This window comes from Mycobacterium neumannii (assembly GCF_002245615.1).
In the GTDB taxonomy this organism is placed as follows: domain Bacteria; phylum Actinomycetota; class Actinomycetes; order Mycobacteriales; family Mycobacteriaceae; genus Mycobacterium; species Mycobacterium neumannii_A.
Genome location: NZ_NKCO01000016.1, coordinates 58,308 through 82,179 on the forward strand (window position 1 = coordinate 58,308; position 23,872 = coordinate 82,179).

Below are 23,872 nucleotides of genomic sequence, written 5' to 3' on the forward strand. Positions count from 1 at the left end.
GACCGCGCGATGGGGTACCCGTGCGTCGATGACCGCCATACCGCCCGACCCAGAACCGTCCAACACGCCGGACCTCGAACCCGGTGGCGGAGTGCCGCCGGGGTCGACGCCGCCCGACTCCGACCAGATCTCCGGTGTGGGCGCCGTCGAGTCCCGGCCGCGGCACCGGTGGACACCGACAGCCGTCGTCAGCGTCATCGCGCTCGCGATCTTTCTGCTGTTGTTCCTGGCGGTCGTGGTCTCGGTGATCCTCTAACCGTTCAGCGCTCGCGCGAGCGCGCCGACGCGGGCGATGAACCGGTCGAAGAACGCTCCCGGGTCGACGTCAACACCGATGAGCGCGTTGGGTTCCCGGCCCCACCGGTTGCTCCAGTCGGCGATGGTCATGCCGCGGGTCAGTGTGCCCGTCAACTCGACGTCGACGGTGGTCGGCCGGTAGGTGACGAGGTCGGGGTCCAGCGCCACCGCCGCGGCCAGCGGGTCGTGCAGATGCGCCAGATAACCCTCGCCCTGGTCGAAATGGAACTCGAAGTAGAACCGCATCGCGTCCTCCAGCACCGCGATCAGCGGGTTGTCCGACGCCGACCGGGTGCCGCGGTCGTCGGACACGCTCATCGCCACCGACTCCGCTCCGGCCTCCTCCGCGAGCCGGTTCAACAGGGCGGGTGTCATCGCGATGTGTTCGGTCAGGTTCAGCCCCAACACGATTGGGAGGTGCGAGGGTTTCTCGGCTCCCCACGCGGCCGTCCACTCGGTGAACACCTCGGCGGCGGCTTCCGGGTCCACGCTGATGTTCCATTCGGCGACCGGGGTCGTGTTACCGCGGTAGTCGAACGCGCCGCCCATGATGACCAGCCGGCGCAGCAGCGTGGGAAGGGCGGGTTCGGCGCGAAGCGCCAGCGCGAGATTGGTCAGTGGGCCGACGGCGATCGCGATCAGATCGCCGGGATGGGCGTGAGCGGCACGCACCCACGCCTCGGCAGCGTCGTACTCGGTGAGCCGGCGCTCGGAGGCGGGTAACTGCGCGTACCCCATCCCCTCAGGACCGTGGGTGTCCTCTGCGGTGCGCAGCGGCGAGCTGACGGGCTGCTCGGACCCTTTCGACACGGGGATGTCCGGCATCCTGCACATGTCCAACAGACCGAGGTTGTTGCGACAAACCTGTTGTACCGGAACATTTCCCGCTGTCGATGCGATACCGACCACCTCGGCGTCGTCACTGGCGAACAGGTATGCCAACGCCATCGCGTCGTCAACGCCGGTGTCGACGTCGACGAAGACTGGCTGTTTCACCTGGCCAACGATAGGGACAGGCGGTTACCAGTGCACACCCGGTACCAGGCGCACCGCGGACTTCACCGGCCGCGGAACTCGCACGGTGCGGACGGGTCGCTTCGGGCGACGCGTGGTGAGCGAGGCCGACGGGGCTGTCGGCACGCCGCGGGCCGCAGCCGAATCCGGATACCCGAGGTAGAGCTGGTGAAGGATCCGCCGCGAGAGTTTCGGCGTGAAGTAGTTGCCGAAGTCGGCGAGCGTGCCCAGCGGGGTGTCGATCCTGGCCGGCTTGTCGATCAGCGCGCGCACCACCATCGCCGCGGCGTGCTCGTCGCTGATGGCCGGAACCGGATTGAGCCGGCGCGACGGCACGATCATCGGCGTACGCACCAACGGCATATGGATGGTGGTGAATGTGATGTGGTCGGACAGCGTCTCGGTCGCGACAACATCGGCGAACGCGTCGAGCGCGGCCTTCGTCGGAAGGTAGGAACTGTATTTCGGGTTGCGCGCCTGCACACCGGCGCTGGACACGTTGACGACGTGGCCGAATCGCCGCTCACGCCAATGCGGGAGCAGCGCAAGGACCATCCGCACCGCGCCGAAGTAGTTGACGGCCATCACCCGCTCATAGTCGTGCAGGCGGTCGGTGGAGGCGATCACCGAGCGGCGAATCGATCGGCCCGCGTTGTTCACCAAGTAATCGACGTGGCCGAACCGGCCCAGGATGTCCTTGACGGTGCTCTCTACCGATGTCGAGTCGGTGACGTCGCAGGTGAACGCATGCGCCTGACCGCCGTCGGCCCGGATTTCGGCCACGAGGTCGTCGAGGGCATCGGCGTTGCGCGCCAACGCGAATACTGTCGCGCCACGTTCGGCGATCGCCAGGGACGAAGCCCGGCCGATCCCGCTCGATGCGCCGGTGACGATCACGTGCCTGCCGACCAGCGGGCCGCGGGGATGGTCGCGACGCGCCCGGTCGGGATCAAGATGTTCGGCCCAGTAGCGCCACAGGGCAGGCGCGTAGTCGGCGAAGTCGGGAACCGTGATTCCCGTGCCGCGCAACGCTTCCGAGGCGCGGTCGGCAGTGAACGTCGGCATCAGCCCGACTACGTCGAGGATCTCGGCGGACAGGCCGATCTGGGTGAGCGCCATATTGCGGATCACCTTGGCGCGGCCGGAGGCCCTCAGGAACGGTGTCGCGGTGGAGCGGGGCAGGGACGCCCGCAGCGGCGGAAGCCCTGCCGTCTTCGCCACACCACGGTAGATTCCGTGCAATCCAACGGATTTCGGTGCGGTCAGATGGAACGTCTCGTCGTCTCGGTCGGGCAGGTGCACCAGCGCGACGAGCGCGTCGGCCACGTAGTCGACCGGGACGAGGTTGGTGCGGCCGGCCTCGGGCAGGGCGATCGGCGCGATCGACGGTAGCTTGGCCAATTTCGCGAGCACCGGGAAGAGGTAGTACGGGCCGTCGACCTTGTCCATCTCGCCGGTGTTCGAATCGCCCACGACGACGGCAGGCCGGTACACGCGGTACCGCAAACCGGGGGTTGTGCGGACAATCTGCTCGGCCTCGAACTTGGTGCGGTGATACGGCGTGGGCAGGTCCTGGCCGACGTCGAAGTCGTCCTCGGTGAACTCGCCGCGGAACGTGCCTGCGACCGCGATCGACGACACATGGTGCAGCGTCGCGTCGAGCCGCAAGGTCAGGTCGACCACCGTGCGGGTGCCGTCGACGTTGGCCGCACGTTGATCGGCGTCGGAGGCGGTGATGTCGTAGACCGCGCCGCAGTGCACGACGTGATCGACGGAGCCGATGTCGGTGACGTCGTTGGGCGTGAGTCCAAGGTGCGGTTCGCCGAGGTCGCCGATCAGGGGTTTCACGCGTTCACTCCAGGTCGTGGCCAATCGCTCGAACCGCGACAGCGAAGTGCGTCTGACGAGCACCAGCACCTCGGCGTCGCTGCTGTGGGCCAACAACCGCGTCACGACCCGTCGGCCGATAAACCCGGTACCGCCGGTAACGACATAGCGCATGCGAGCAATCGTGGACCCCCGCGGGCGAGACGTCAATGCGGATATCGTTCGAGGTATGCCTCTCGACCCCAACGCCATCGGCGCCAAGACCGACCCGCATCTGTTCGAATGGACCGACCGCGACACGTTGCTGTACGCGCTGGGCGTCGGCGCGGGCACCGCTGATCTGGCATTCACCACCGAGAACAGTCACGGCATCGAACAACAGGTGCTGCCGACCTATGCGGTGATCGCCTGCCTGCCGTTCGCGGCGGTCGGCCTGGTCGGCTCGTTCAACTTCGCGATGCTGCTGCACGGGTCGCAGGGGATCCGGCTGCACGAACCGCTGAAACCGGCGGGCAAGCTCAGCGTCGTAGCCGAGGTCGCCGACATCCAGGACAAGGGTGAGGGCAAGAACGGGATCGTCATGCTCAAGGCGACGGGTACCGACCCCGACACGTCGAACGTCGTCGCTGAGACCTTCACCACCGCCGTCATCCGCGGTGAGGGCGGCTTCGGTGGGCAACCGGGGCAGCGGCCCGCCGCTCCGGAGATACCCGACCGCGAGCCCGACGCACGAATTGCCTTGCCCACGCGCGAAGATCAAGCGTTGATCTACAGGTTGTCGGGTGATCGCAACCCGCTGCACAGCGATCCGTGGTTTGCGCGGGAACTCGCCGGGTTCCCGAAGCCGATCCTGCACGGACTGTGCAGCTACGGCGTGGCGGGTCGGGCGCTGGTCGCTGAACTCGGTGGCGGCGACGCGACGAAGGTCAGCGCGATCGACGCCCGGTTCACTTCGCCGGTGTTCCCGGGGGAGACGCTGACCACCTCGATCTGGCGGACCGAGGCTGGTCGCGCGGTGTTCCGCACGGAGGCGGCCGAACCCGACGGGTCGAACTCGCGGCTCGTTCTCGAGGACGGTGCTGCCGAGTATCGCGACTGACGCGCATTTGGTCGATCCACGGGCGTGCGCCGCTTCAGATTGAAAGGATGACCGACCATGAGGCTCGTCGTTGGATATCTGGCCACGCCCGGCGGCGCGGATGCGCTGGCGCTCGGCGTGCGGTTCGCCCGAACGCTCGGCGCCGACCTCGACCTGTGCATGGTGCTGCCGCCGGACCGGGTGACGCCGTCGATCAAGCCGGTCGGCGACTTCGAGAAGCACCTCGTCGCGCAGGCCGAACAGTGGTTGGAGGAGGCTCGCGCCTCGGTGCCCGACGACATCATCGTGCGCAGCCACGTCCGCGTCGACGACTCGCCCGCTGATGCGCTGATCCAGGAAGCGGCGCGCGTCGAGGCCGACATGATCGTCGTCGGCGGATCGGGTGGCCTCGTCGCCAGCTACTCCCTGGGATCGACGGTCAACGCGCTGTTGCACTCGGCTCCGCTACCGGTGGCCGTGGCACCCCGGGGTACGAGGCATTCGCCCGTCGACCGCACACGCGAAGTGACATGTGCGATTGGCGAGCGCGAAGGCGCAGATGTGTTGTTGGACATCGCTGTTCAATACAGTCGGGTGGCGGGCGCGCCGCTGCGTCTGGTTTCCCTGGTGGCCCTGGACCCCACGTTCGGGACGCTGCGCGGTGACGGTGACGCGGTACGGGAGCATGGTCTCGCTCATGCGCGCCACGTCCTTGAGTTGGCGAAATCCGAGCTGCCGCAGGATTTCCCGGTGACCTCGATGATCGTAGAAGGTCGGACGATCGAGGAGGCGGTTGGCAAGCTGGACTGGCAAGACGGAGACCTGATCATGGTCGGGTCGAGCCGGCTCAGCGCGCCACGGCGACTGTTCCTCGGATCGAAGGCAGCCAAGATGTTGCGGGTGCTCGATGTCCCCATGGTGGTGGTGCCGCGTGAACAACTCGGCCCCGACGACTTGCCCTAGAACGGTGGTGGCTTGTTGCGCTCGTCGGCGTAGGGCTGGTTGCGCTGACGCTCCGCTTCGATGGCCGCAATGCGGCTCTGCTCGCGGGTTCGCTTGCGGCGGGGCATCTTCAAGCACCGAACCGCGTCGTCGAGTAGGTCGACGCTGGGGTCGACGACCGCGGGGGCGGTCGGCCGGCACAGCGACGGGAACAGCAGCCTGCTGCCGGGATGGGTCGTGTACTTCTGCCCGGTGGGTGAGAGCCAATCCACGGTGCCGTCCGGATGCTGTCGGTCCCGCCATCCTAGGAACGTCTTACAGAGATGATGAGTTCGGCACAGGCATTTGAGGTTTGACGCCTGTGTGGCACCCCGTGGATGGGGGATGGTGTGGTCGATGTCGCACTGGGTGGCCGGCTTGTCGCAGTTCGGGAAACGACAGGTTAGATCGCGGCAGCGGACGAACCATGCCAGTGCCGCCGAGGGAATACGCCGCTTCTCCGGAGGCGCATCCCCGGGATGTCTCACGGGTCGACGCCTGGCGACGGCCAGCTTGGCGGCCACGATCGGTGCCGGCACCAGTCGGCGACCCATCACGTAGCCCGGCCCCGTCGCGGCAGGACCGAGCAGCGTGGGATCGTCGGGCTCGACCGCCTCGACTGGCTTATCCCCGTCCAATTCGGCTGGGGTCTCATCATTTAGCGTGTCCTCGCTCGCCACGACGTGCACCACCACATTGCTGGCTGTGAGACCCGCGGCGGGGCACTCGTTCGAACCGCACGCACACGGCAGCGCTTTGGCGCCGCTGACCGCCGCGGCCAGAGCGTCGCCGCGGCGCTGCTCTTGAGTGCGGGGATCGTTTTCGCACACCGTCGCGGCGAAAGCATCGAGGCGTTGGTCGATCAACTCGCCGTCGTGGGCGTAAACCGTCGCCTCGATGTAGGCAACACCCGTGCCGTTGCCGCTGTCCCTGACGTCGACGTAGCGGCTGCGCGAGCTGTTTTCGGCGCGGCGCACCGCAGCGGGATCGAAGCGGTCGACCCAGTAGTCGATCTTGGTGTGCAACTTCATCAACGACAGCGTCGTCCACTCCTCGACGTTCCCGGCGATTGCGGCGTCGACTCCAGCCAGCGCGTCGCCGTCTTGGACCAAACGGGTACGCGACACGATTGCGGCGACCTCGCGGTACGAGATGGCGCCGGTCATGAACACCGCGTTGACGCCGGGGAAGCGGTCACGCAGGGCGACCGCGATCGCCAGCTGGGACGCGGCTAATCCCAGCGACAGATGCTGGGTTGGGGCGATCTCGGCGGCGACGGCAGCGTAGTTGTCCAGGATCCATTGGTCGCGCTCGGCCGAGCCGTCGGCGGCGTACATCCGATCCAACACATCGGCCGCCGCCGAGAGCCGGCGCGCGCAGGCGGCGTTCTCGATGCGCGCCCACGCACCGGCCGCTCCGGCACCGCTAGTGCCGTCGGCCGCTTGGACCAGCTGTTCGAACATACTAGCGAATTTAGCCACGGGGGCAGACGCGGATCGGCCGCCGGCGCACTCCGTCGCCCAACCTGTGGATGAATCTGGTCTTGGGGATAACGCGCGCTCGCAAGACTTGCGCGTAGGTGGATTCGTTGCCTCACGTAACCGGGCGCGCTGCGCCAACGTCAACCCGATCCGCTAGGCGTACGCGCGCATTTCTGATGAGTCAACGCGGTATCGAACGAAGGCAGCTGTTCGAACACAAGTTCGATACACTGCAACCATGGGCTGGCATACCGGACCGCCGAGCTGGGTGGAGATGGAGCGGGTGCTCAACGGCAAACCGCGTCGCGCCGGCGCTTGGCCCATCGACGAGCAGATCGGCGACGGCGGCGACAGCCCGGCCTGGTCCAGTAGGCGAGGGGAGTACCAGCCACTCGACGTCGAGCGACCCACGTCGACGGTTCCCTACGCCGAACTGCACGCGCATTCGGCTTACAGCTTCCTCGACGGCGCCAGCACGCCGGAGGAACTGGTCGAGGAGGCGGCCCGACTGGACCTGCGGGCGATCGCGCTGACCGACCACGACGGCCTCTACGGCGTGGTGCGCTTCGCCGAAGCCGCCAGAGAACTGGAGATGTCGACGGTCTTCGGCGCCGAACTGTCCCTCGGCGGGGGCAACCGGACCGAAGACCCCGATCCGCCCGGCCCGCACTTGCTGGTGCTCGCGCGCGGTCCCGAGGGCTACCGGCGGTTGTCACGCGAACTCGCCAAGGCGCACCTGGCCGGCGGTGAGAAGGGCAAGCTGCACTACGACTACGACGCGCTGACCGAGGCCGCAGGCGGACACTGGCACATCCTCACCGGCTGCCGTAAAGGACATGTCCGACAGGCGCTTTCAAAAGGCGGTCCGCAGGCCGCCGCCACCGCGCTGGCTGACCTGGTTGACCGCTTCGGCCGCGACCGGGTCAGCGTCGAGCTCACCCACCACGGGCACCCCTGCGACGACGAACGCAACGCCGCCCTCGCCGAGCTCGCGCCCCGGTTCGGTCTGAGCGTGGTCGCCACCACCGCCGCACATTTCGCCGAACCGTCACGGGGTCGGCTGGCCATGGCGATGGGGGCGATCCGCGCCCGGCATTCGATGGACGAGGCCGCCGGTTACCTTGCCCCGCTGGGCGGTTCGCATCTGCGGTCGGGTGAGGAGATGGCCCGGCTGTTCGCCGACCGGCCTGAGGTGGTGACGGCCGCGGCCGACCTCGGTGAGCAGTGCGCGTTCGGACTTGCGCTGATCGCACCGCAGTTACCGCCGTTCGACGTCCCCGACGGCCACACCGAGGACAGCTGGCTGCGTCATCTGGTGATGGAGGGCGCGCACCGGAGATACGGCCCACCGCAACGGGCGCCGCGCGCATACGCGCAGATCGAACATGAGCTGAAAGTCATTGAGCAGCTGACCTTTCCCGGGTACTTCCTGGTGGTCCACGACATCACCCGGTTCTGCAGGGAGAACGGCATCCTGGCCCAGGGCAGGGGATCGGCGGCCAATTCCGCGGTCTGCTACGCGCTCGGCGTCACCAACGTGGACCCGGTCGCCAACGAATTGCTGTTCGAACGCTTCCTGTCCCCGGCGCGCGACGGCCCACCCGACATCGACATCGATATCGAATCGGACCTGCGGGAGAAGGCTATTCAGTACGTCTACGACCGCTACGGCCGCGACTACGCCGCGCAGGTCGCCAACGTCATCACCTACCGGGGTCGCAGCGCGGTACGCGACATGGCCCGCGCACTGGGCTTCTCGCAAGGTCAGCAGGACGCCTGGAGCAAGCAGCTCGGCCAGTGGGGCAACCTCGCCGAGGCGCCGCACACTGAAGACATTCCCGAGCAGGTCATCGATCTGGCCAAGCAGATCTCCAACCTGCCCCGCCACATGGGCATCCACTCCGGCGGCATGGTCATCTGCGATCGGCCCATCGCCGACGTGTGCCCGGTCGAATGGGCGCGGATGGAGAACCGCAGCGTCCTGCAGTGGGACAAAGACGATTGCGCGGCAATAGGTTTGGTGAAGTTCGACATGCTTGGCCTCGGCATGCTCTCGGCGCTGCACTATTGCATCGACCTGGTGCGCGAGCACAAGGGTATCGACGTCGACCTGGCGAAACTGGACCTGTCCGAGCCCGCCGTGTACGAGATGCTGCAGAAAGCGGACTCCGTCGGGGTGTTCCAGGTGGAGTCGCGCGCCCAGATGGCCACCCTGCCGCGGCTCAAGCCTCGCGTGTTCTACGACCTGGTCGTCGAGGTGGCGCTGATCCGGCCCGGTCCCATCCAGGGCGGGTCGGTGCATCCGTACATCAAGCGTCGCAACGGCGAAGAGCCCGTCACCTACGACCACCCGTCGATGGAGCCGGCGTTGCACAAGACGCTGGGGGTGCCGCTGTTCCAGGAACAGCTCATGCAGCTGGCGGTGGACTGCGCGGGTTTCACCGCCGCCGAGTCCGACCAGCTGCGCCGCGCGATGGGATCCAAGCGGTCGACCGAACGGATGCGCCGACTGCGGAGCAGGTTCTACGACGGTATGCGCCAGCGCCACGGCATCACCGGCGAAGTCGCCGACCGCATCTACGAGAAACTGGAGGCCTTCGCGAACTTCGGTTTCCCCGAAAGTCATTCGCTCAGCTTCGCGTCGCTGGTGTTTTACTCCTCGTGGTTCAAACTGCATCACCCCGCCGCGTTCTGCGCCGCGCTGCTGCGCGCGCAGCCAATGGGCTTCTACTCACCGCAGACCCTGGTGGCCGACGCCCGCCGGCACGGTGTCACCGTGCGCGGACCGGACGTCAACGCCAGCCTGGCGCACGCGACTTTGGAAGACGCCGGGAACGCGGTCAGATTGGGCCTGGGGGCGGTTCGGCACATCGGCGACGAACTGGCCGAGCAGCTCGTCGAGGAGCGAAAGACCAACGGCGCGTTCACTTCCCTGTTGGATCTGACGCAGCGAGTGCAGCTGTCCGTGCCGCAGACCGAGGCGCTGGCCACCGCCGGGGCCCTGAGCTGCTTCGACATCGCCCGACGCGAAGGGTTGTGGGCGGCGGGCGCGGCCGCCAGCCAACGAGCCGACCGGCTGCCGGGTGTGGGCGCCTCGTCGCACATTCCCTCGCTGCCGGGTATGACCGAACTCGAGTTGGCTGCCTCCGACGTGTGGGCGACCGGTGTCTCACCGGACAGTTATCCGACGCAGTTCCTCCGAGAAGATCTCGACGACCTCGGTGTCATCCCGGCGGGAAGCCTGCTCGACGTGCCGGACGGCACCCGCGTGCTGGTGGCCGGGGCGGTGACGCACCGGCAGCGGCCGGCGACCGCACAAGGGGCCACCTTCCTCAACCTCGAGGACGAGACCGGAATGGTCAACGTCATCTGCTCGCGCGGGGTGTGGGCGCGACACCGCAAGCTGGCGCAAACGGCTCCGGCACTGCTGATCCGCGGTCAGGTGCAGAACGCGACCGGCGCCGTCACCGTCGTCGCCGAGCGGATGGGCAAGCTCACCTTGGCGATCGGCTCGAAGTCTCGCGACTTCCGCTAGCCCGCTACGGTTGAGCGGTGCGGCGACCCGTCTACCTCCCCGTCGGTGCGGGCACCGCACTGATCGCCTGCTGCTACGGCTTCGGGCGGTTCTCCTACGGACTGTTCGGCCCGGTGTTCGGCGAGACCTTCCGCCTGAGCCCCACCATCGCCGGCGTGATCGGTGCGGGCAGCTACATCGGCTACTGCGCGGCGATCACCGCCAGCCTGCTGCTGACCGACCGCATCGGCCCGCGACGGGTCGCGGTCACCGCCGGAGTCGTTGCCACGCTGGGGATCTCCATCATCGCGCTCGCGCCCTCGGCGTGGGTGCTCGCAGTAGGTGTGCTGGTCGCCGGCTGTAGCACCGGCATCGTCTCGCCGCCGCTGGCCGCCGCGGTCGCCCAACACGTGCCGCCGGCCACGGCGGACCGTGCGCAGACCGTGGTCAACGGCGGAACGGGCATCGGTGTGGTGCTGTCGGCACCGATCGCGCTGCTGTTGCTGAGCCACTGGCGCGCGGCGTGGGTGGTGTACGCGTTGGTCTCGGCGGCGGTGACCGTCTGGGTGTTCCTCGCCGTGCCGGCCAACTCGCAGCGCGCCGCGAAACGGGTCGATCCGCTCTGGCGCACAGGCACTTTCGGCTTGCTGCTGGCATCCTTGCTGACGGGCGTCGGCAGCGTCGCGGTGTGGACCTTCGGCCGCGACCTGATCACCACCGTCGGCGGGGCGGACGCCACCCGCTCGTCGTTGCTGTGGATCGTCATCGGCGCGGCGGGCATCGCCGGGGCGCTCGCCGGTGATGTGGTGCAGCGGATCGGACTGCAGTGGGCCTGGGTGGGCGCGACCGTCGCGATGGCCTCGGCGACGGCGCTGCTGGCGGCCGCCCCGTGGAACCTCGGCGTCATGATCGCGGCCGCCACGCTGTTCGGCGGGGCCTACATCGCGTTGACGGGTTTGGCCCTGCTGTGGAGCGCCCGCCTCTATCCCGACAGCACCTCATCCGGGGTCGGCCTGTCGTTCTTCACGCTCGCGGCCGGACAAGCCCTGGGGGCGCCCGTGGCCGGTGCGCTCATCGACCTGGCCGGTGGACGGGCCGCGTTCCTGGCGATCGCCGCGGTCGGCCTGTGTGCGCTTGCGGTGCGGCCCGTGAAAACAGCGCCGGTGCCCGCAGCGCGCTAACCCTCGGTGGGCGTGGTCCAGACCTTGTCGACGCTGATCCTCAGCCGCGTGTCGTAGGCGGCGAGAAACTCGTCGCTGAAACCGAGGCTGGCCGCCAACTCGTCGTATTTCGCGCGATACCGCTCGTCGTGCAGCGGATTCGCGCCCTCGGCATCGACGGTCGCGGGTCCGCCGACGACGATGATCCCGCTGCCGTTTCCATCGGAGTCCAGATTGAGGCTGACCCGTGGATGCGCCCGTATATGCCTGACTTTCGCGGCACTCGGTTCGGTGTAGACGAGCACGTCAGTCCCGTCGAAGTAGAACCACACCAATCTCGGGACGGGTTGTCCGGACTTGGCCACCGTGGTCAACCAGCCGTGCTTGTCCGACGAGAGCCGGTCGATGACTTCCTGGGTGAATTTGACTGCCATGAAGCGAATGTAGTCTCGAAAAATGACCTTGAACCTCTCCGCCGACGAAGTCCTCACCACCACCCGTTCGGTGCGCAAGCGGCTCGATTTCGAGAAGCCGGTGCCGCGTGAGGTGTTGCTGGAGTGCCTCGAGCTCGCCATCCAGGCGCCGACCGGATCGAACAGTCAAGCGTGGCAGTGGGTGTTCGTCGACGACGCCGAGAAGAAGACGGCGCTCGCCGAGATTTATCGCAACAGCTGGAAGTTGTACCGCACGATGCCCGAACCCGAATACGCCGAGGGCGACAGCCGCGGGGAGCGGCGCCAGGCCGTGGTGTCGTCGGCCGAATACCTCGCCGAGAACATGGAAAAGGCGCCCTGGCTGCTGATCCCGTGCCTCGAGGGACGATGCGACGGTGTGCCCGGCGCCGTCAGCGCCAGCTTCTGGGGTTCACTGTTGCCCGCCGCGTGGAGCTACATGCTGGCGTTGCGCACGCGCGGTCTGGGCTCGGCGTGGACGACGCTGCACCTGTTGGGTGAGGGCGAGAAGCAGGCCGCCGACGTCCTGGGCATCCCGCACGACCAGTACAGCCAAGGCGGGCTGTTCCCGATCGCTTACACCAAGGGCACCGACTTCCGCCCGGCCAAGCGCCTGCCCGTCGAGCAGATCGCGCACTTCAACTCCTGGTGATGCTCAGGTCGCGCCGCTGAATCCGTGCTGGCGCCACGCCTCGTACACCGCGACGGCCGCCGCGTTCGACAGGTTCAGCGAGCGCCTTCCGGCCAGCATCGGAATCCGCACCTGCGCGGTGATGTGCGGGTCGGCCAGCGTCGCCTCGTCGAGGCCGGAGGGTTCGGGACCGAACATCAGCACGTCACCCGGCCGGTACTCGATGTCGGTGAACGACGTCGTCGCGTGGGCGGTGAACGCATAGACCCGCTCGGGCGCCATCGCGGACCATGCCGCGGCCAGATCGGGATGGACGGTCACCGACGCCAGGTCGTGATAGTCCAGGCCGGCCCGCCGCAACTTCGGCTCGGACAGGTCGAAGCCCAACGGTTCCACCAGGTGCAGTTCGCAGCCGGTGCCCGCCACCATCCGGATCGCGTTACCCGTGTTGGGCGCGATGCGCGGTGAGTAGAACATCAATCTGAACAACTGGCACCTCTGGGTGGAGAGCGCTTTCGGGGCGAAGGGATAATGCTCGCATGGTCGCGAAGAGCCTCTGGATGCAGAAGGTGGCGGCCGACCCCGGCCATTCCCACTGGTATATCGAGCGATTCCGCGCCATGGCGCGGGCCGGTGACGACCTGGCGGGTGAGGCGCGCCTGATCGACGCGATGGCTCCGCGCGGCGCCCACATCCTCGATGCGGGATGCGGACCCGGCCGCCTGGGTGGCTACCTCGCCGCCGCCGGTCACCGCGTCGTCGGCGTCGACGTCGACCCCGCGCTGATCGAGGCGGCCGAACAGGACCATCCGGGCCCACAGTGGCTCGTCGGCGACCTCGCCGAACTCGACCTGCCCGCACGGGGCATCACCGAGAAATTCGACGTCATCCTGTCGGCGGGCAACGTCATGACGTTCCTGGCGCCGAGCACCCGTGGCGAGGTGCTCACCCGGCTGCGCGCCCATCTCAAGGACGACGGGCGGGTGGTGATCGGCTTCGGCGCCGGTCGCGACTACGCGTTCGCCGACTTCTTCGACGACGCCTCGAACGCCAGTCTCGCGCCGGATCTGCTGTTGTCGACGTGGGATGTGCGGCCGTTCGCCGACGACTCCGACTTCCTCGTCGCGATCCTTCGCCCGGCGTAGGCGGGCGCTGCTGCCGGGGTTCACATCACGATCGGGTCCCGGTATTTGCTCGGTATCCTCACACCGCTTTTCACCTGCGGTTTTGAACTCTGTCTGTTCAGTAAGAATGGTGGATTCGGCCGCACATCGCTGGCATACTCGTCCAATTGCCAGGGCCGGAACAGGCCCGCCGGGGTGGGCAGATCAGTAGAAAATCAGTGGGAAGTCTCATGAATGACGCGCCATCGCTGACGATGAAGCCGCCGGCCCTGCGAACGGGCCTGCGCCGATGAGCGTGTTCTCCCCGCGCGAACCCGAGCCACCGGTCAAACGGCCGTCGCGGTGGGCCTTGTCCAACTGGCCGGTCCGGTGGAAAGTGCTCGCTATCGTCCTGGTGCCGTTGATCGTGGCCGCAACGTTCGCCGGCCTGCGCATCCACGGCGACGTGACCGCGGAGGCCGATCTACGCCGCGCCGCCGAACGCGCCGAAATGGTGCCCGCGATCGAGCGCTACATGGAGGCGTTGGAAGCGGCGATGCTGGCCACCTCGGCCGACGGTGACATGCAGGCCGCCCTGAGCCGATTCGACAGCAGCCGTCGTGAACTCCAGCTCCGGGTGGAGGCCACCGACGTGGCCCCGGACGTCCGCCAGGGCGTCACCACCATGATCGACGACGGTCAGGCGCTGATGGACAGGGTCACCTCGAACAGCGTCGGACTGCGCGACAGCATTCAGGCCTACGCGCTGCTGCTTCTGCCCGCCGAGGATGCGGTGACCGGCTCGGTCCGCGTCGACGACGAACGCATCCGCGCGGAGACCGTCGGGCTGGCCCGGGCGATCGGGGCGCGCGGCCAGATGACGATGCAGACGCTCGCGCTCACCCGCGGTGCCGAGTTGCCAGAGCCCGAGTTGCGGACCGCGGTGATCGCACTTGCCGGCACCGAGCCGTCGACATTGTTCGGCATGAGCCAGGTGCTCGGGGTGGGATCGCCCGAGGCCAAGACGCTGCAGGCCGAGTTCGTCAAGCGGATGGCGCTGATGACCGACCCGGCGGTGCCGCTGGTCAACAACCCCGAACTGCTGGGGTCGGTGGCCGCAACCGATCAGATCGCGTCCCAGATCATCGAGCGGACCACCGGGGCGGTCACGTCGGCCGTGCGGGATCGAGCCGACGCTCAGCGCACCACCTTGATCCGCGATGCGGTCATCGTCGGTGTGGCGATGCTGGTCGCGCTGATCATCGTGGTCCTGGTGGCGCGCACGCTGGTGCGACCGCTGCGGCGTCTGCGCGACAGCGCGCTCAAGGTCGCCCACGAAGACCTCGGCGCAGAAATCGAGCGGGTGCGTGCCGGTGGTGACGCCTCGCAGATCACCCCGATCCCGGTGCACACGACCGAGGAGGTGGGCCAGGTAGCCCATGCCGTGGATGAACTTCACGAGCAGGCCGTCTTCCTCGCCGCCGAACAGTCGCGGTTGCAGCTGCAGATCGGGGACATGTTCGAGACGCTCTCACGGCGCAGCCGCTCGCTGGTGGACCAGCAGTTGGCGTTGATCGACCGGCTGGAGCGCAACGAGGAGGACCCCGAGCGGCTCGAGAGCCTGTTCCGGCTGGACCATCTGGCCGCCCGGATGCGACGTAACGGCGCGAACCTTCTGGTGCTGTCCGGCGCGAGGGTTCCTCGCGAGCAGGCCGAGCCGGTTCCGGTCTCCGCGGTGATCAACGCCGCGGCCTCCGAGGTCGAGGACTACACCCGGGTCGTCACCGCGACCGTTCCCGACAGTGAGGTCGTCGGCGCCGTCGCCGGTGACCTGGTCCACCTGCTCGCCGAACTGCTCGACAACGCGCTGCGCTACTCGCCGCCGATCTCACAGGTGCGGGTGTCAGCCGTGCACACCGCCAACGGCGGACTGGTCATCGAGGTGAGTGACATCGGGCTCGGGATGACCGAGTCGGATCTGCGGGTGGCCAACTCCCGTCTGCAGTCGGGCGGACAGGTCGACCCCTACACCGCGCGGCACATGGGGTTGTTCGTCGTGGGTCGCCTCGCCGCGCAGCACGGGCTGGTGGTCCGGTTGCGGTCCACGATCGGTGGCGAGCCGGATTCGGGCACCACCGCGGGTGTGTACGTGCCGAGCGAGTTGTTGAGGCGACCCGGGGAGCCGCACCAGTTCAGCGAGCCCGAGTACGCCACGCCCGCCGACGCCCACTCGGGGATCGCGACGGCGCTGGCGCTCGACGAGCCGAGGCACGCCAATGGCCACTCTGATGCGCCGATTGGGGTCCTGCCGCAGCGCAACCCCGGCGCCAGCGGTATCGCGGCAACCCCGGATGAAGAAGTCGGGGAGCCGGAACCGGCCGGCCGGCCGACGGACACCTCGAGCTTCTTCGCGGCGCGGACCCAAGCGGCGGAAACGGCCGATGCCGACGACTCGATCTACCAGAGCATGCTCTCGGAGTGGCTGGTCGACCCGACCGAACTCGCCAACAGCGAGGACCTGAACTGGGAATCGGTCTGGGACCACGGCTGGTCGGCCGCAGCCGCCGCCGACGAGGCCCCGGTCACCGAAGTCACCGACGACGGGCTTCCGGTGCGCACCCCGGGTGCCCGCCTCGTGCCGGGCGCCGCACAGACCGGCGAGGTAGCATCGGCGGCTGAGTTCGGCGCGCAACCGGAAGCCTCGCAACGCGATCCTGACGCCGTTCGCGCCAGCATCAGCAGCCACTTCGGCGGGGTGCACGCCGGCCGCTCGCACGCACGAGAGACCAGAGGAACCGATACCGAATGACGTACCCGGCCCGTTCGACGCAGCGCGACTCGCTCGACTGGCTGGTCTCCAAATTCGCCCGCGAAGTGTCGGGGGTGACGCACGCGGTGCTGGTGTCCGCCGACGGGCTGCTGATAGCGGCCAGTGAGCACATCCCGACCGAGCGGGCCGACCAACTCGCGGCCGTGGCGTCCGGACTGGCCAGCCTGTCCACGGGTGCAGCGCAACTCTTCGACGGTGGCCACGTGCTGCAGTCGGTGGTCGAGATGGAGAACGGCTACCTGCTGTTGATGCGCGTCGGCGACGGCTCGAACCTGGCGACCCTGGCGGCACGGAACTGCGACATCGGCCAGATCGGTTACGAGATGGCGGTATTGGTCGAGCGGGTGGGCACCGTCGCCCAGTCGGCGCGACGGCGCGCACCCCAACATTCGTGAGCGGCCGATGGACCAGTGGGAGGGCGACGTCGCGGCCGAGCCGAGCCTGGTCCGGCCGTACATCCTGACCGCGGGCCGTACCGACTCCCGCATCTCGCTGCCGATGGAAGCGCCGATCGAGACGGTCGACTCGGCCAAGCCGCCGCGCTGGCCGGGTAACGACGTGCGCGGGCAGATCGTGGCGATATGCGTCGACCGCCCGTCGGTTACCGAGATCGCTGTGAAGTTATCGTTGCCGCTCGGCGTGGCGCGGGTGCTCATCGGGGATCTCGTGACGCAGGGTTATGTGGCGGTCGGCAGCACCCTGGGCGAGTCGACCGACATCGACGAAAGACGTGAGTTGATAGGAAGGACACTGCGTGGCCTCAAGGCACTTTGAGGAGCGCCGAGCACCGAAACCCTCGGGCCAGCCGGCTTCTTCCAAGATCGTCATCTCGGGTGGCTTCGGCGCCGGGAAGACGACGTTCGTCGGCGCGGTCTCCGAGATCATGCCGCTGCGGACCGAGGCCTTGGTGACCACCGCCTCGGCGGGCGTCGACGGACTCGAAGCCACGCCCCAGAAGGACACGACGACGGTGGCGATGGACTTCGGTCGCATAACCTTGGCCGATGACCTGGTGTTGTACCTGTTCGGCACGCCCGGTCAGCGCAGGTTCTGGTTCATGTGGGACGACCTCGTCCGCGGCGCGATCGGAGCCATCATCCTGGTCGACGTGCGGCGTCTACAGGACAGCTTCGCCGCAGTCGACTTCTTCGAGGCGCGCAACCTGCCCTTCCTCGTCGCGATCAACCAGTTCGACAGCGCGCCAAGGCATCCCGCTGCCGCGGTACGCAAGGCGTTGGCGCTTGGCGAGCACGTTCCGGTGATCACCGTCGACGCGCGAGACCGGCAGTCCGCCAAGGCGGCGTTGATCGCGATCACCGAATACGCTCTGGCGAACCTGACCTCCCTGCCCGGTTGACCGAGTGCGCCCCGACGAAACACTGTGGAGCGACGAGCACTACACCGGCCGCGACTTCCGCGACGACGACCTCAGCAGGCTACGCACCGAACGCGTGGTGTTCGACGAATGTGATTTCCGCGGCGTCGACCTCACCGAATCCGAACATGCCGGTTCGGCGTTTCGGAACTGCCGGTTCGAGCGAGCAACCCTGCACCACAGCGTATTCCGGCAGTGCAGCATGCTCGGATCGGTATTCACCGGAAGCCGCCTTCGGCCGATGACGCTGGTCGACGTCGACCTGACACTGGCCGTCCTCGGCGGATGTGATCTGCGGGGTGTGGATCTCACCGGATGCCGGTTGCGCGAGGCAGGCCTCGTCGACGCCGATCTGCGCAAGGCGGTGTTGCGCGGCGCGGATCTGAGCGGGGCGCGGGTGCAGAACCTGCGACTAGACGAGGCCGACCTTCGCGGCGCGAGGACCGACCCGTCACTGTGGACCACCGCCGGCCTCACCGGCGTGAAAATCGACGTCGACCAAGCGCTTGCGTTCGCCGCCGCGCACGGCCTGAACATCCACGGGGAATGATCCCCATCACGCACGGATATCGGCGCGCTAAGCGCTGCTCAGCCGAATCCGCCAGCGCACGAACGCCGTGTAGCCGATGGAGATCAGCGCCAGCATGGCCATGTCGAACAGCCATGTGCCCGCGCTGTGTTCCCAGTGTCGGTCGTTGGGCGTCAATGGGCCGGGCACCAACCGGATCAGGTCGATCGTCGAGGCCGAAGCCGCGAAACCCCAGCGGGCAGGGGTGAACCAGGACATCTGGTCGAGCACGATCCGGTCCGTCACGGGGATCATGCCGCCCGAGAACACCAGCTGGGACATGATCGCCACCACCAGTAGCGGCATGATCTGTTCGTTGGACCTGGCCAACGCCGAGAGCGCCAGGCCCACCATCGCCGCGGCCACCGTCGTCACCGCGATGTCGACGAACAGCTCGATGCTGCGGTTGCCGATAAATGCACCGCTGTCGACGGCACCGGGACCCCAACCTTTGCCGATGATCGCGATCGCCGTCACGATCGCCGACTGGACGACCGCGAACAGGGTGAACACGAACACCTTCGCCAAAAGGTATGCGGTCGTTGACAATCCGACGGCCTGCTCGCGGCGGAAGATCGCCCGTTCGCCGATCAGCGCCCGGATGGTCAGCGCGGTGCCCATGAAAATGGCGCCGACGTTGAGCATGACCAGGATCTGGCCCGGCTCGTTGGGTGCCGCGCCGCCCTGCATCGCAGGCACGGGCACGCCGAACCCGACGTCACCGGGCACCGAGAGCGACAGCACGCCCATGATGAACGGCAGCAGCATCAGGAACGCGAAGTAGCCGCGGTCGGATACCACCAGTCGCACCTGTCGGCGCGCGATCGTCGAGAACTGCCGCCGCACGCTCGTGCTCGTCGGGCTGCCCAGATCGGACGGCTCCTCGGTCGGCGGTGGTGGTGGCGGAGGCCCGTGCTGGGACAGGAAGCGCTCGTTGGCCGCCTTGGGGTCGCTGGCCACCGAGCTGAAGATGTCGGCCCAGTTGGTGGTGCCCATCGACGGGCCGATCTGGCTGGGCGGGCCGTAGAACGCGGTCTTTCCGCCGGGCGCCAGCAGCAGCACCTGATCGCAGACGTCGAGATAGGTCAGCGAGTGCGTGACGACCAGCACGACGCGCCCGGCGTCGGCCAGTTGCCGCAGCATCGTCATCACCTGGCGGTCCAGTGCGGGGTCCAGACCCGAGGTCGGCTCGTCGAGGATCAGCAGCGACGGGCCGGTCAACAGTTCGAGCGCAACCGAAGCGCGCTTGCGCTGGCCGCCGGAGAGCTTGTCGACGCGGGTCTCCAGATGGTTGGTCATCTCGAGTTCCTCGAGCACCTGCATGACGACCTGTTCTCGGTCGGCCTTCGTGGTGTCCGGCGGCAGGCGCAGTTCCGCCGCGTACATCAGCGCCTGACGCACGGTCAGCTGACCGTGCACGACGTCGTCCTGGGGAACCATCCCGATCCGCGAGCGCAGCGACGCGTATTCGGCGTGCACGTTGTGGCCCTCGAAGGTCACCGTGCCCGTCGTCGGATGGGTGTAGCCGGCGACCAACCGGGCGAACGTCGACTTACCGGCGCCCGACGGGCCGATGATCGCGGTCAGCGTTCCCGGCCGCGCGGCGATCGAGATGTTGTCCAGCAGCGTTTTGTTGTTCTCGATCGTCCACGTGACGCCGTGGACTTCCAGTCCGCCGGTGCGGGTCGCGGCCTCGCTCTCGCTGCGGCGGACCAGCGTGCCGCCGGAGAAGACGAGGTCGATGTTGCCGATCGTGACCGTGTCACCGTCGCGAAGCAGCGCGGACTCCACGCGTGCACCGTTGACGAACGTGCCGTTGATGCTGCGGTTGTCGATGATCTCGGTACCGGCCGCCGTCGGCACCAGGGTGGCGTGGTGGCGCGAGGCCAGCACGTCGGGTACGACGATGTCGTTGTCGGTGGCTCGACCGATCTTGACTGCGCCGGGGACGTTGTCCGGCGGCCTGGTTCCCGGCCGCAGGATCTTGAGCATGCTCGTGGCGAGGTTGCCCTCGCTGGAGCGCGGCGCCGCGGTCGGTCCCATCATCGTCGCCGACTCGAGCGCCGGGGACGATATCACCTGACGCACCGGCTGTTGAGGGCTCGTATAGGCCGCGGGCTGCGGCGTGCTGGGATGACGGGGCGGGGGAGGCGCACTCGGGTAGGTCGGTTGCGGACGCGCCTGACCCGGCGGCGGACCGTATGGCCGCGCGGGGTGCGGAGCCGAGTGTGGACCCGAAACCGGCGGGGGCGGCGGCGCGGTGGGGTAGGTGCCCGTCGGTCGCTGGTTGGCGATCGGCACCGCCACGGTCGGCGTCCGGCCCACCGCGCCCTGATGGCGGCCGATCTCGAAAGTCAGTCGCGGACCGTCGGGATTGCCGATGTTGATCGTCTGACCGTCGTGGATGTCGACCGCGGAAACTCTGCGGTTGTTGACGAACATCCCGTTGAGGCTGCCGTTGTCGATCGCCACCCAGCGGCCCTGGTCAAAGCGCAACACCAGATGCGCACGGGAGATCAACGGATGGGCGATGCGAACGTCGGCGCGCAGATCGCGGCCAATGACGACGTCATTGCCCGCCGCGAAGGTTCGGGTCGATCCGTCGTACCGAACGGTCAGCGCGGGCGGGGCGGGTCGGCTCATCGTCGCCAACTCTAACGGTAGGCATGTGCGACCCGGTGCTCCGACCACGGAAGTTTGCCGGTCGTACGGCGAGTCGCGCGCTTATGGCGACGAAACGTGGTCACCATAGGTCATGGTGTCTCGGGCGCCTTTCCTGGTCTTCGGCATTGGCGGGCTCTGTGTCGTCGCGGCGTTCCTGGCGCCGACGGTCGATGCGCAAGGCGCCATAGCGATCGACGCCCGTGGGTTCGTCGACTCAAAAGCCCGTTGCGAGGCGCCATGGCAGCCAGCGGCTTTGGGCCGCACCCAGTTTGCGCTCGTCGCGATCTGCGAGCGGGGCAGCAGCTACGAGTACCGCGGGGTGCGGATGAGTGACGGTCTGGTGCTGACCGCGCCTGCCGTCGAAAACAGTGACGGCGTCTTCACCGTCGAGAACGAGGGCGCCACTTATACGTTCTCGCCCAAGGAACTCGTCGTCACCGCCGGAGACCAGGTGCTGGTGACCGAACCGATGGTGGCCTACGTCGAACCGCGGCCCGCCGTCGACGGCTGATAGTTGTCCGGCGCCCCGGTCAGCACACAGCGGGTGTGGCTGTAGATCGTCGGCATGCACTTGTTGCAGTGATCGCAGATCGACTGCACCGAGCTGTCGGCCTGGATGCGGTTGATCAGGTCCGGTTCGGCCAGCAACGCGCGTCCCATCGCCACGAATTCGAAGCCCTCGGCCATCGCGAGGTCCATCGACTCTCGGTTGGTGATGCCGCCCAACAGGATCAGCGGCATCTTCAATTCGGCGCGGAACTTCTGGGCGTGGCGCAACAGGAATGCGTCGCGGTAGGGGTATTGGCGCAGGAACTTCTTGCCGGTCATCCGAATGCCCCACCGGATCGGCGGCTTGAACGCGTTCGCGAACTCCTTGATCGGCGCGTCGCCGTGGAACAGGTACATCGGGTTGACCAGCGAACTGCCCGCCGTCAACTCGATGGCGTCCAGCCCGCCGTCCTCCTCGAGCCATTTCGCGGTCTGCAGCGACTCCTCGATCGGAATGCCGCCACGCACACCGTCGGTCATGGTCAGCTTCGCGGTCACCGCGATCGGGGCACCTTCCTTCTCCACCGCGCGCCGCACCGCCATGACGACGCCGCGGGCCACTTTGGCGCGGTTCTGAAGCGAGCCGCCGAACTCGTCGGTGCGGCGGTTGAGCAGCGGACTGAGGAACGAGCTGGCCAGGTAGTTGTGGCCGAGATGGATCTCGACCGCGTCGAAACCGGATTCGATCGCCAGGCGCGCGGCGTTGGCGTGGGCCTCGGTGACGTCGCGGATGTCCTCACGCGTGGCCTTCTTGGCGAACCGCATCGACAGCGGGTTGAAGAAGCGGATCGGCGCCAGCGCCTTGGCCTTGTTGGTCCGCGCATTCGCCACTGGGCCGGCATGGCCGATCTGTGCGCTGATCGCCGCGCCCTCGGCATGGACCGCTTCGGTCAGCCGCTTCAGCCCTGGCACCGCCTCAGGGCGCATCCAGATCTGCCAGCCGTCGGTGCGCCCGCCGGGAGCGACCGCGCAGTAGGCGACCGTCGTCATCCCGACTCCGCCTGCGGCGGGCAGCCGGTGGAAGTTGATCAGTTCGTCGGTGACGAGCGCGTTCGGCGTCGACGCCTCGAACGTCGCCGCCTTGATGATCCGGTTGCGCAGCGTCACCGGGCCGAGCTTGGCCGGGGTGAACACATTGGGCCGAGTGTTCATGGTCTCAGAGCATGCCAGACTGTGACGCGTGGGTGCGATCACACTGGACGGCAAGGCCACGCGCGACGAGATCTTCGTCGACCTCACCGAACGCGTCGCGGCGCTGACCGCGGCGGGACGTACGCCGGGGCTGGGCACGGTGCTCGTCGGCGACGATCCCGGCTCGCAGGCCTACGTGCGCGGTAAGCACTCCGACTGCGCGAAGGTCGGCATCAACTCGATCCGCCGCGACCTGCCCGCCGACATCAGCCAGGCCACGCTCGACGAGACGATCGACGAGCTCAACGCCAACCCCGAGTGCACCGGTTACATCGTGCAGTTGCCGCTGCCCAAGCACCTCAACGAGAACGCCGCCCTGGAGCGCGTCGACCCGGGCAAGGACGCAGACGGTCTGCATCCGACGAACCTCGGCAGGCTGGTTCTCAACGAACCGGCCCCGCTGCCGTGCACCCCGCGCGGGATCGTGCACCTGCTGCGCCGCTACGAGGTGGAGATCGCCGGCGCGCAGGTCGTCGTCATCGGCCGCGGTGTGACGGTCGGCCGCCCGCTCGGACTGCTGCTGACGCGTCGTTCGGAGAACGCGACGGTGACGTTGTGCCACACCGCGACTCGCCATCTTCCGGAGCTGGCCCGAGAGGCCGACATCATCATCGCCGCGGCGGGCATGCCGCACATGGTGACCGCCGAAATGGTGCGACCCGGCGCGGCGGTCGTCGACGTCGGGGTCAGCCGCGACGAGAACGGCAAGCTCGTCGGTGACGTCCACCCCGACGTCTGGGACGTCGCCGGCCACGTCTCGCCCAATCCGGGTGGCGTCGGCCCGCTGACGCGGGCGTTCCTTCTGACGAACGTGGTCGAGCGCGCGGAGGCACCGGCGGCGACGTGACGCCAAAGGAGTTCGCGCGCAAGGTTTTCGCGAGTCAGTGGCCGTTCTGGTCGGTCGGGCTGATCTTCGCCGCCGCGTTCGTCCTGGTGGTCGCGGGCTACTGGCGACGCGGCGCGCTGGTGATGGCGATCGGGGTCGGTGTGGCTGCAGCGCTGCGGCTGATGTTGAGCGACGAACGGGCGGGGCTGCTGGCGGTGCGAAGCCGAGGCGTCGATTTCGTCACCACCGCGACCGTCAGCGCGACGATGCTCTATGTCGCCTGGACCATCGACCCGCTGGGCACCAGCTAACGGCACAGTCGCCGAGACTT

22 protein-coding genes are annotated in these 23,872 nt (G+C 67.9%); 15 read left to right on the plus strand and 7 right to left on the minus strand.

The window, feature by feature from the left end:
• Positions 1-28: 28 nt before the first annotated feature.
• Positions 29-256, plus strand: coding sequence for a DUF6480 family protein (locus CEX88_RS18010; protein ID WP_064394324.1), 228 nt, complete (start codon positions 29-31; stop codon positions 254-256).
• Here CEX88_RS18010 and CEX88_RS18015 read toward each other — a convergent pair.
• Both CEX88_RS18015 and CEX88_RS18020 read right to left on the minus strand, forming a co-directional pair.
• A complete protein-coding gene (locus CEX88_RS18015) occupies positions 253-1,293 on the minus strand; it encodes a nucleoside hydrolase (protein ID WP_094294517.1) in 1,041 nt (346 codons plus the stop codon). The genes CEX88_RS18010 and CEX88_RS18015 overlap by 4 nt on opposite strands.
• A 24-nt stretch (positions 1,294-1,317) precedes the next feature.
• Positions 1,318-3,312: an SDR family oxidoreductase gene (locus tag CEX88_RS18020; protein ID WP_094294518.1), complete on the minus strand. Its 1,995-nt coding sequence runs from the start codon at positions 3,310-3,312 to the stop codon at positions 1,318-1,320.
• Between the two features lie 55 nt (positions 3,313-3,367).
• Here CEX88_RS18020 and CEX88_RS18025 point away from each other — a divergent pair, with 55 nt between their 5' ends.
• Together CEX88_RS18025 and CEX88_RS18030 are read left to right on the plus strand one after the other, a co-directional pair.
• A complete protein-coding gene (locus tag CEX88_RS18025; protein WP_066849259.1) occupies positions 3,368-4,237 on the plus strand; it encodes a MaoC family dehydratase in 870 nt (289 codons plus the stop codon).
• 57 nt (positions 4,238-4,294) lie between these two features.
• Positions 4,295-5,179: a universal stress protein gene (locus CEX88_RS18030; RefSeq protein ID WP_094294519.1), complete on the plus strand. Its 885-nt coding sequence runs from the start codon at positions 4,295-4,297 to the stop codon at positions 5,177-5,179.
• Here CEX88_RS18030 and CEX88_RS18035 read toward each other — a convergent pair.
• Positions 5,176-6,660 (minus strand): HNH endonuclease signature motif containing protein, encoded by a 1,485-nt coding sequence (locus CEX88_RS18035; RefSeq protein WP_094294520.1) that lies wholly within the window; start codon positions 6,658-6,660, stop codon positions 5,176-5,178. The two genes, CEX88_RS18030 and CEX88_RS18035, sit on opposite strands and share 4 nt — an antisense overlap.
• 256 nt (positions 6,661-6,916) lie before the next feature.
• Between CEX88_RS18035 and CEX88_RS18040 the strand changes: the two genes are divergently transcribed.
• Together CEX88_RS18040 and CEX88_RS18045 are read left to right on the plus strand one after the other, a co-directional pair.
• Positions 6,917-10,213: an error-prone DNA polymerase gene (locus CEX88_RS18040; RefSeq protein WP_094294521.1), complete on the plus strand. Its 3,297-nt coding sequence runs from the start codon at positions 6,917-6,919 to the stop codon at positions 10,211-10,213.
• 17 nt (positions 10,214-10,230) lie between these two features.
• Complete coding sequence (locus CEX88_RS18045) at positions 10,231-11,373, plus strand: MFS transporter (RefSeq protein ID WP_094294522.1); 1,143 nt, start codon at positions 10,231-10,233, stop codon at positions 11,371-11,373.
• Here CEX88_RS18045 and CEX88_RS18050 read toward each other — a convergent pair.
• Positions 11,370-11,786: a TIGR03667 family PPOX class F420-dependent oxidoreductase gene (locus CEX88_RS18050; RefSeq protein WP_094294523.1), complete on the minus strand. Its 417-nt coding sequence runs from the start codon at positions 11,784-11,786 to the stop codon at positions 11,370-11,372. The genes CEX88_RS18045 and CEX88_RS18050 overlap by 4 nt on opposite strands.
• A gap of 22 nt (positions 11,787-11,808) precedes the next feature.
• Between CEX88_RS18050 and CEX88_RS18055 the strand changes: the two genes are divergently transcribed.
• On the plus strand, positions 11,809-12,456 hold the full coding sequence (locus CEX88_RS18055; RefSeq protein WP_068193755.1) for a nitroreductase family protein: 648 nt from the start codon (positions 11,809-11,811) through the stop codon (positions 12,454-12,456).
• 3 nt (positions 12,457-12,459) lie between these two features.
• Here CEX88_RS18055 and CEX88_RS18060 read toward each other — a convergent pair whose 3' ends face one another.
• Positions 12,460-12,924, minus strand: a complete 465-nt coding sequence (locus CEX88_RS18060) for a tRNA (cytidine(34)-2'-O)-methyltransferase (protein ID WP_066849235.1) — start codon at positions 12,922-12,924, stop codon at positions 12,460-12,462.
• A gap of 50 nt (positions 12,925-12,974) precedes the next feature.
• Here CEX88_RS18060 and CEX88_RS18065 point away from each other — a divergent pair, with 50 nt between their 5' ends.
• From CEX88_RS18065 to CEX88_RS18090, 6 genes are all read left to right on the plus strand, one after another.
• Positions 12,975-13,580, plus strand: a complete 606-nt coding sequence (locus CEX88_RS18065; protein ID WP_094294524.1) for a class I SAM-dependent methyltransferase — start codon at positions 12,975-12,977, stop codon at positions 13,578-13,580.
• A gap of 268 nt (positions 13,581-13,848) precedes the next feature.
• Positions 13,849-16,347: an ATP-binding protein gene (locus tag CEX88_RS18070; protein ID WP_094294525.1), complete on the plus strand. Its 2,499-nt coding sequence runs from the start codon at positions 13,849-13,851 to the stop codon at positions 16,345-16,347.
• On the plus strand, positions 16,344-16,763 hold the full coding sequence (locus CEX88_RS18075) for a roadblock/LC7 domain-containing protein (RefSeq protein ID WP_094294526.1): 420 nt from the start codon (positions 16,344-16,346) through the stop codon (positions 16,761-16,763). Before CEX88_RS18070 ends, CEX88_RS18075 begins: the two co-directional genes overlap by 4 nt.
• A 7-nt stretch (positions 16,764-16,770) precedes the next feature.
• Complete coding sequence (locus CEX88_RS18080; protein ID WP_066849229.1) at positions 16,771-17,142, plus strand: DUF742 domain-containing protein; 372 nt, start codon at positions 16,771-16,773, stop codon at positions 17,140-17,142.
• Positions 17,123-17,725: a GTP-binding protein gene (locus CEX88_RS18085; RefSeq protein WP_094294527.1), complete on the plus strand. Its 603-nt coding sequence runs from the start codon at positions 17,123-17,125 to the stop codon at positions 17,723-17,725. Before CEX88_RS18080 ends, CEX88_RS18085 begins: the two co-directional genes overlap by 20 nt.
• A gap of 4 nt (positions 17,726-17,729) precedes the next feature.
• Positions 17,730-18,293 (plus strand): pentapeptide repeat-containing protein, encoded by a 564-nt coding sequence (locus CEX88_RS18090; RefSeq protein ID WP_066849226.1) that lies wholly within the window; start codon positions 17,730-17,732, stop codon positions 18,291-18,293.
• 27 nt (positions 18,294-18,320) lie between these two features.
• Here the strand turns inward: CEX88_RS18090 and CEX88_RS18095 are convergent, their stop codons facing one another.
• Positions 18,321-20,954, minus strand: a complete 2,634-nt coding sequence (locus CEX88_RS18095) for an FHA domain-containing protein (RefSeq protein WP_094294528.1) — start codon at positions 20,952-20,954, stop codon at positions 18,321-18,323.
• Between the two features lie 115 nt (positions 20,955-21,069).
• On the opposite strand from CEX88_RS18095, the gene CEX88_RS18100 reads away from it, so the two are divergent.
• The gene (locus tag CEX88_RS18100) at positions 21,070-21,486 is read left to right on the plus strand and encodes a hypothetical protein (RefSeq protein WP_126315890.1); all 417 of its coding nucleotides are present in this window, start codon (positions 21,070-21,072) and stop codon (positions 21,484-21,486) included.
• Here CEX88_RS18100 and CEX88_RS18105 read toward each other — a convergent pair.
• Positions 21,453-22,676, minus strand: coding sequence for an NADH:flavin oxidoreductase (locus tag CEX88_RS18105; protein ID WP_066849219.1), 1,224 nt, complete (start codon positions 22,674-22,676; stop codon positions 21,453-21,455). The genes CEX88_RS18100 and CEX88_RS18105 overlap by 34 nt on opposite strands.
• Before the next feature lie 28 nt (positions 22,677-22,704).
• Between CEX88_RS18105 and CEX88_RS18110 the strand changes: the two genes are divergently transcribed.
• The gene (locus CEX88_RS18110) at positions 22,705-23,562 is read left to right on the plus strand and encodes a bifunctional methylenetetrahydrofolate dehydrogenase/methenyltetrahydrofolate cyclohydrolase (protein ID WP_094294529.1); all 858 of its coding nucleotides are present in this window, start codon (positions 22,705-22,707) and stop codon (positions 23,560-23,562) included.
• Positions 23,559-23,852, plus strand: coding sequence for a DUF3017 domain-containing protein (locus CEX88_RS18115; RefSeq protein WP_064394249.1), 294 nt, complete (start codon positions 23,559-23,561; stop codon positions 23,850-23,852). Before CEX88_RS18110 ends, CEX88_RS18115 begins: the two co-directional genes overlap by 4 nt.
• Positions 23,853-23,872 lie beyond the last annotated feature (20 nt).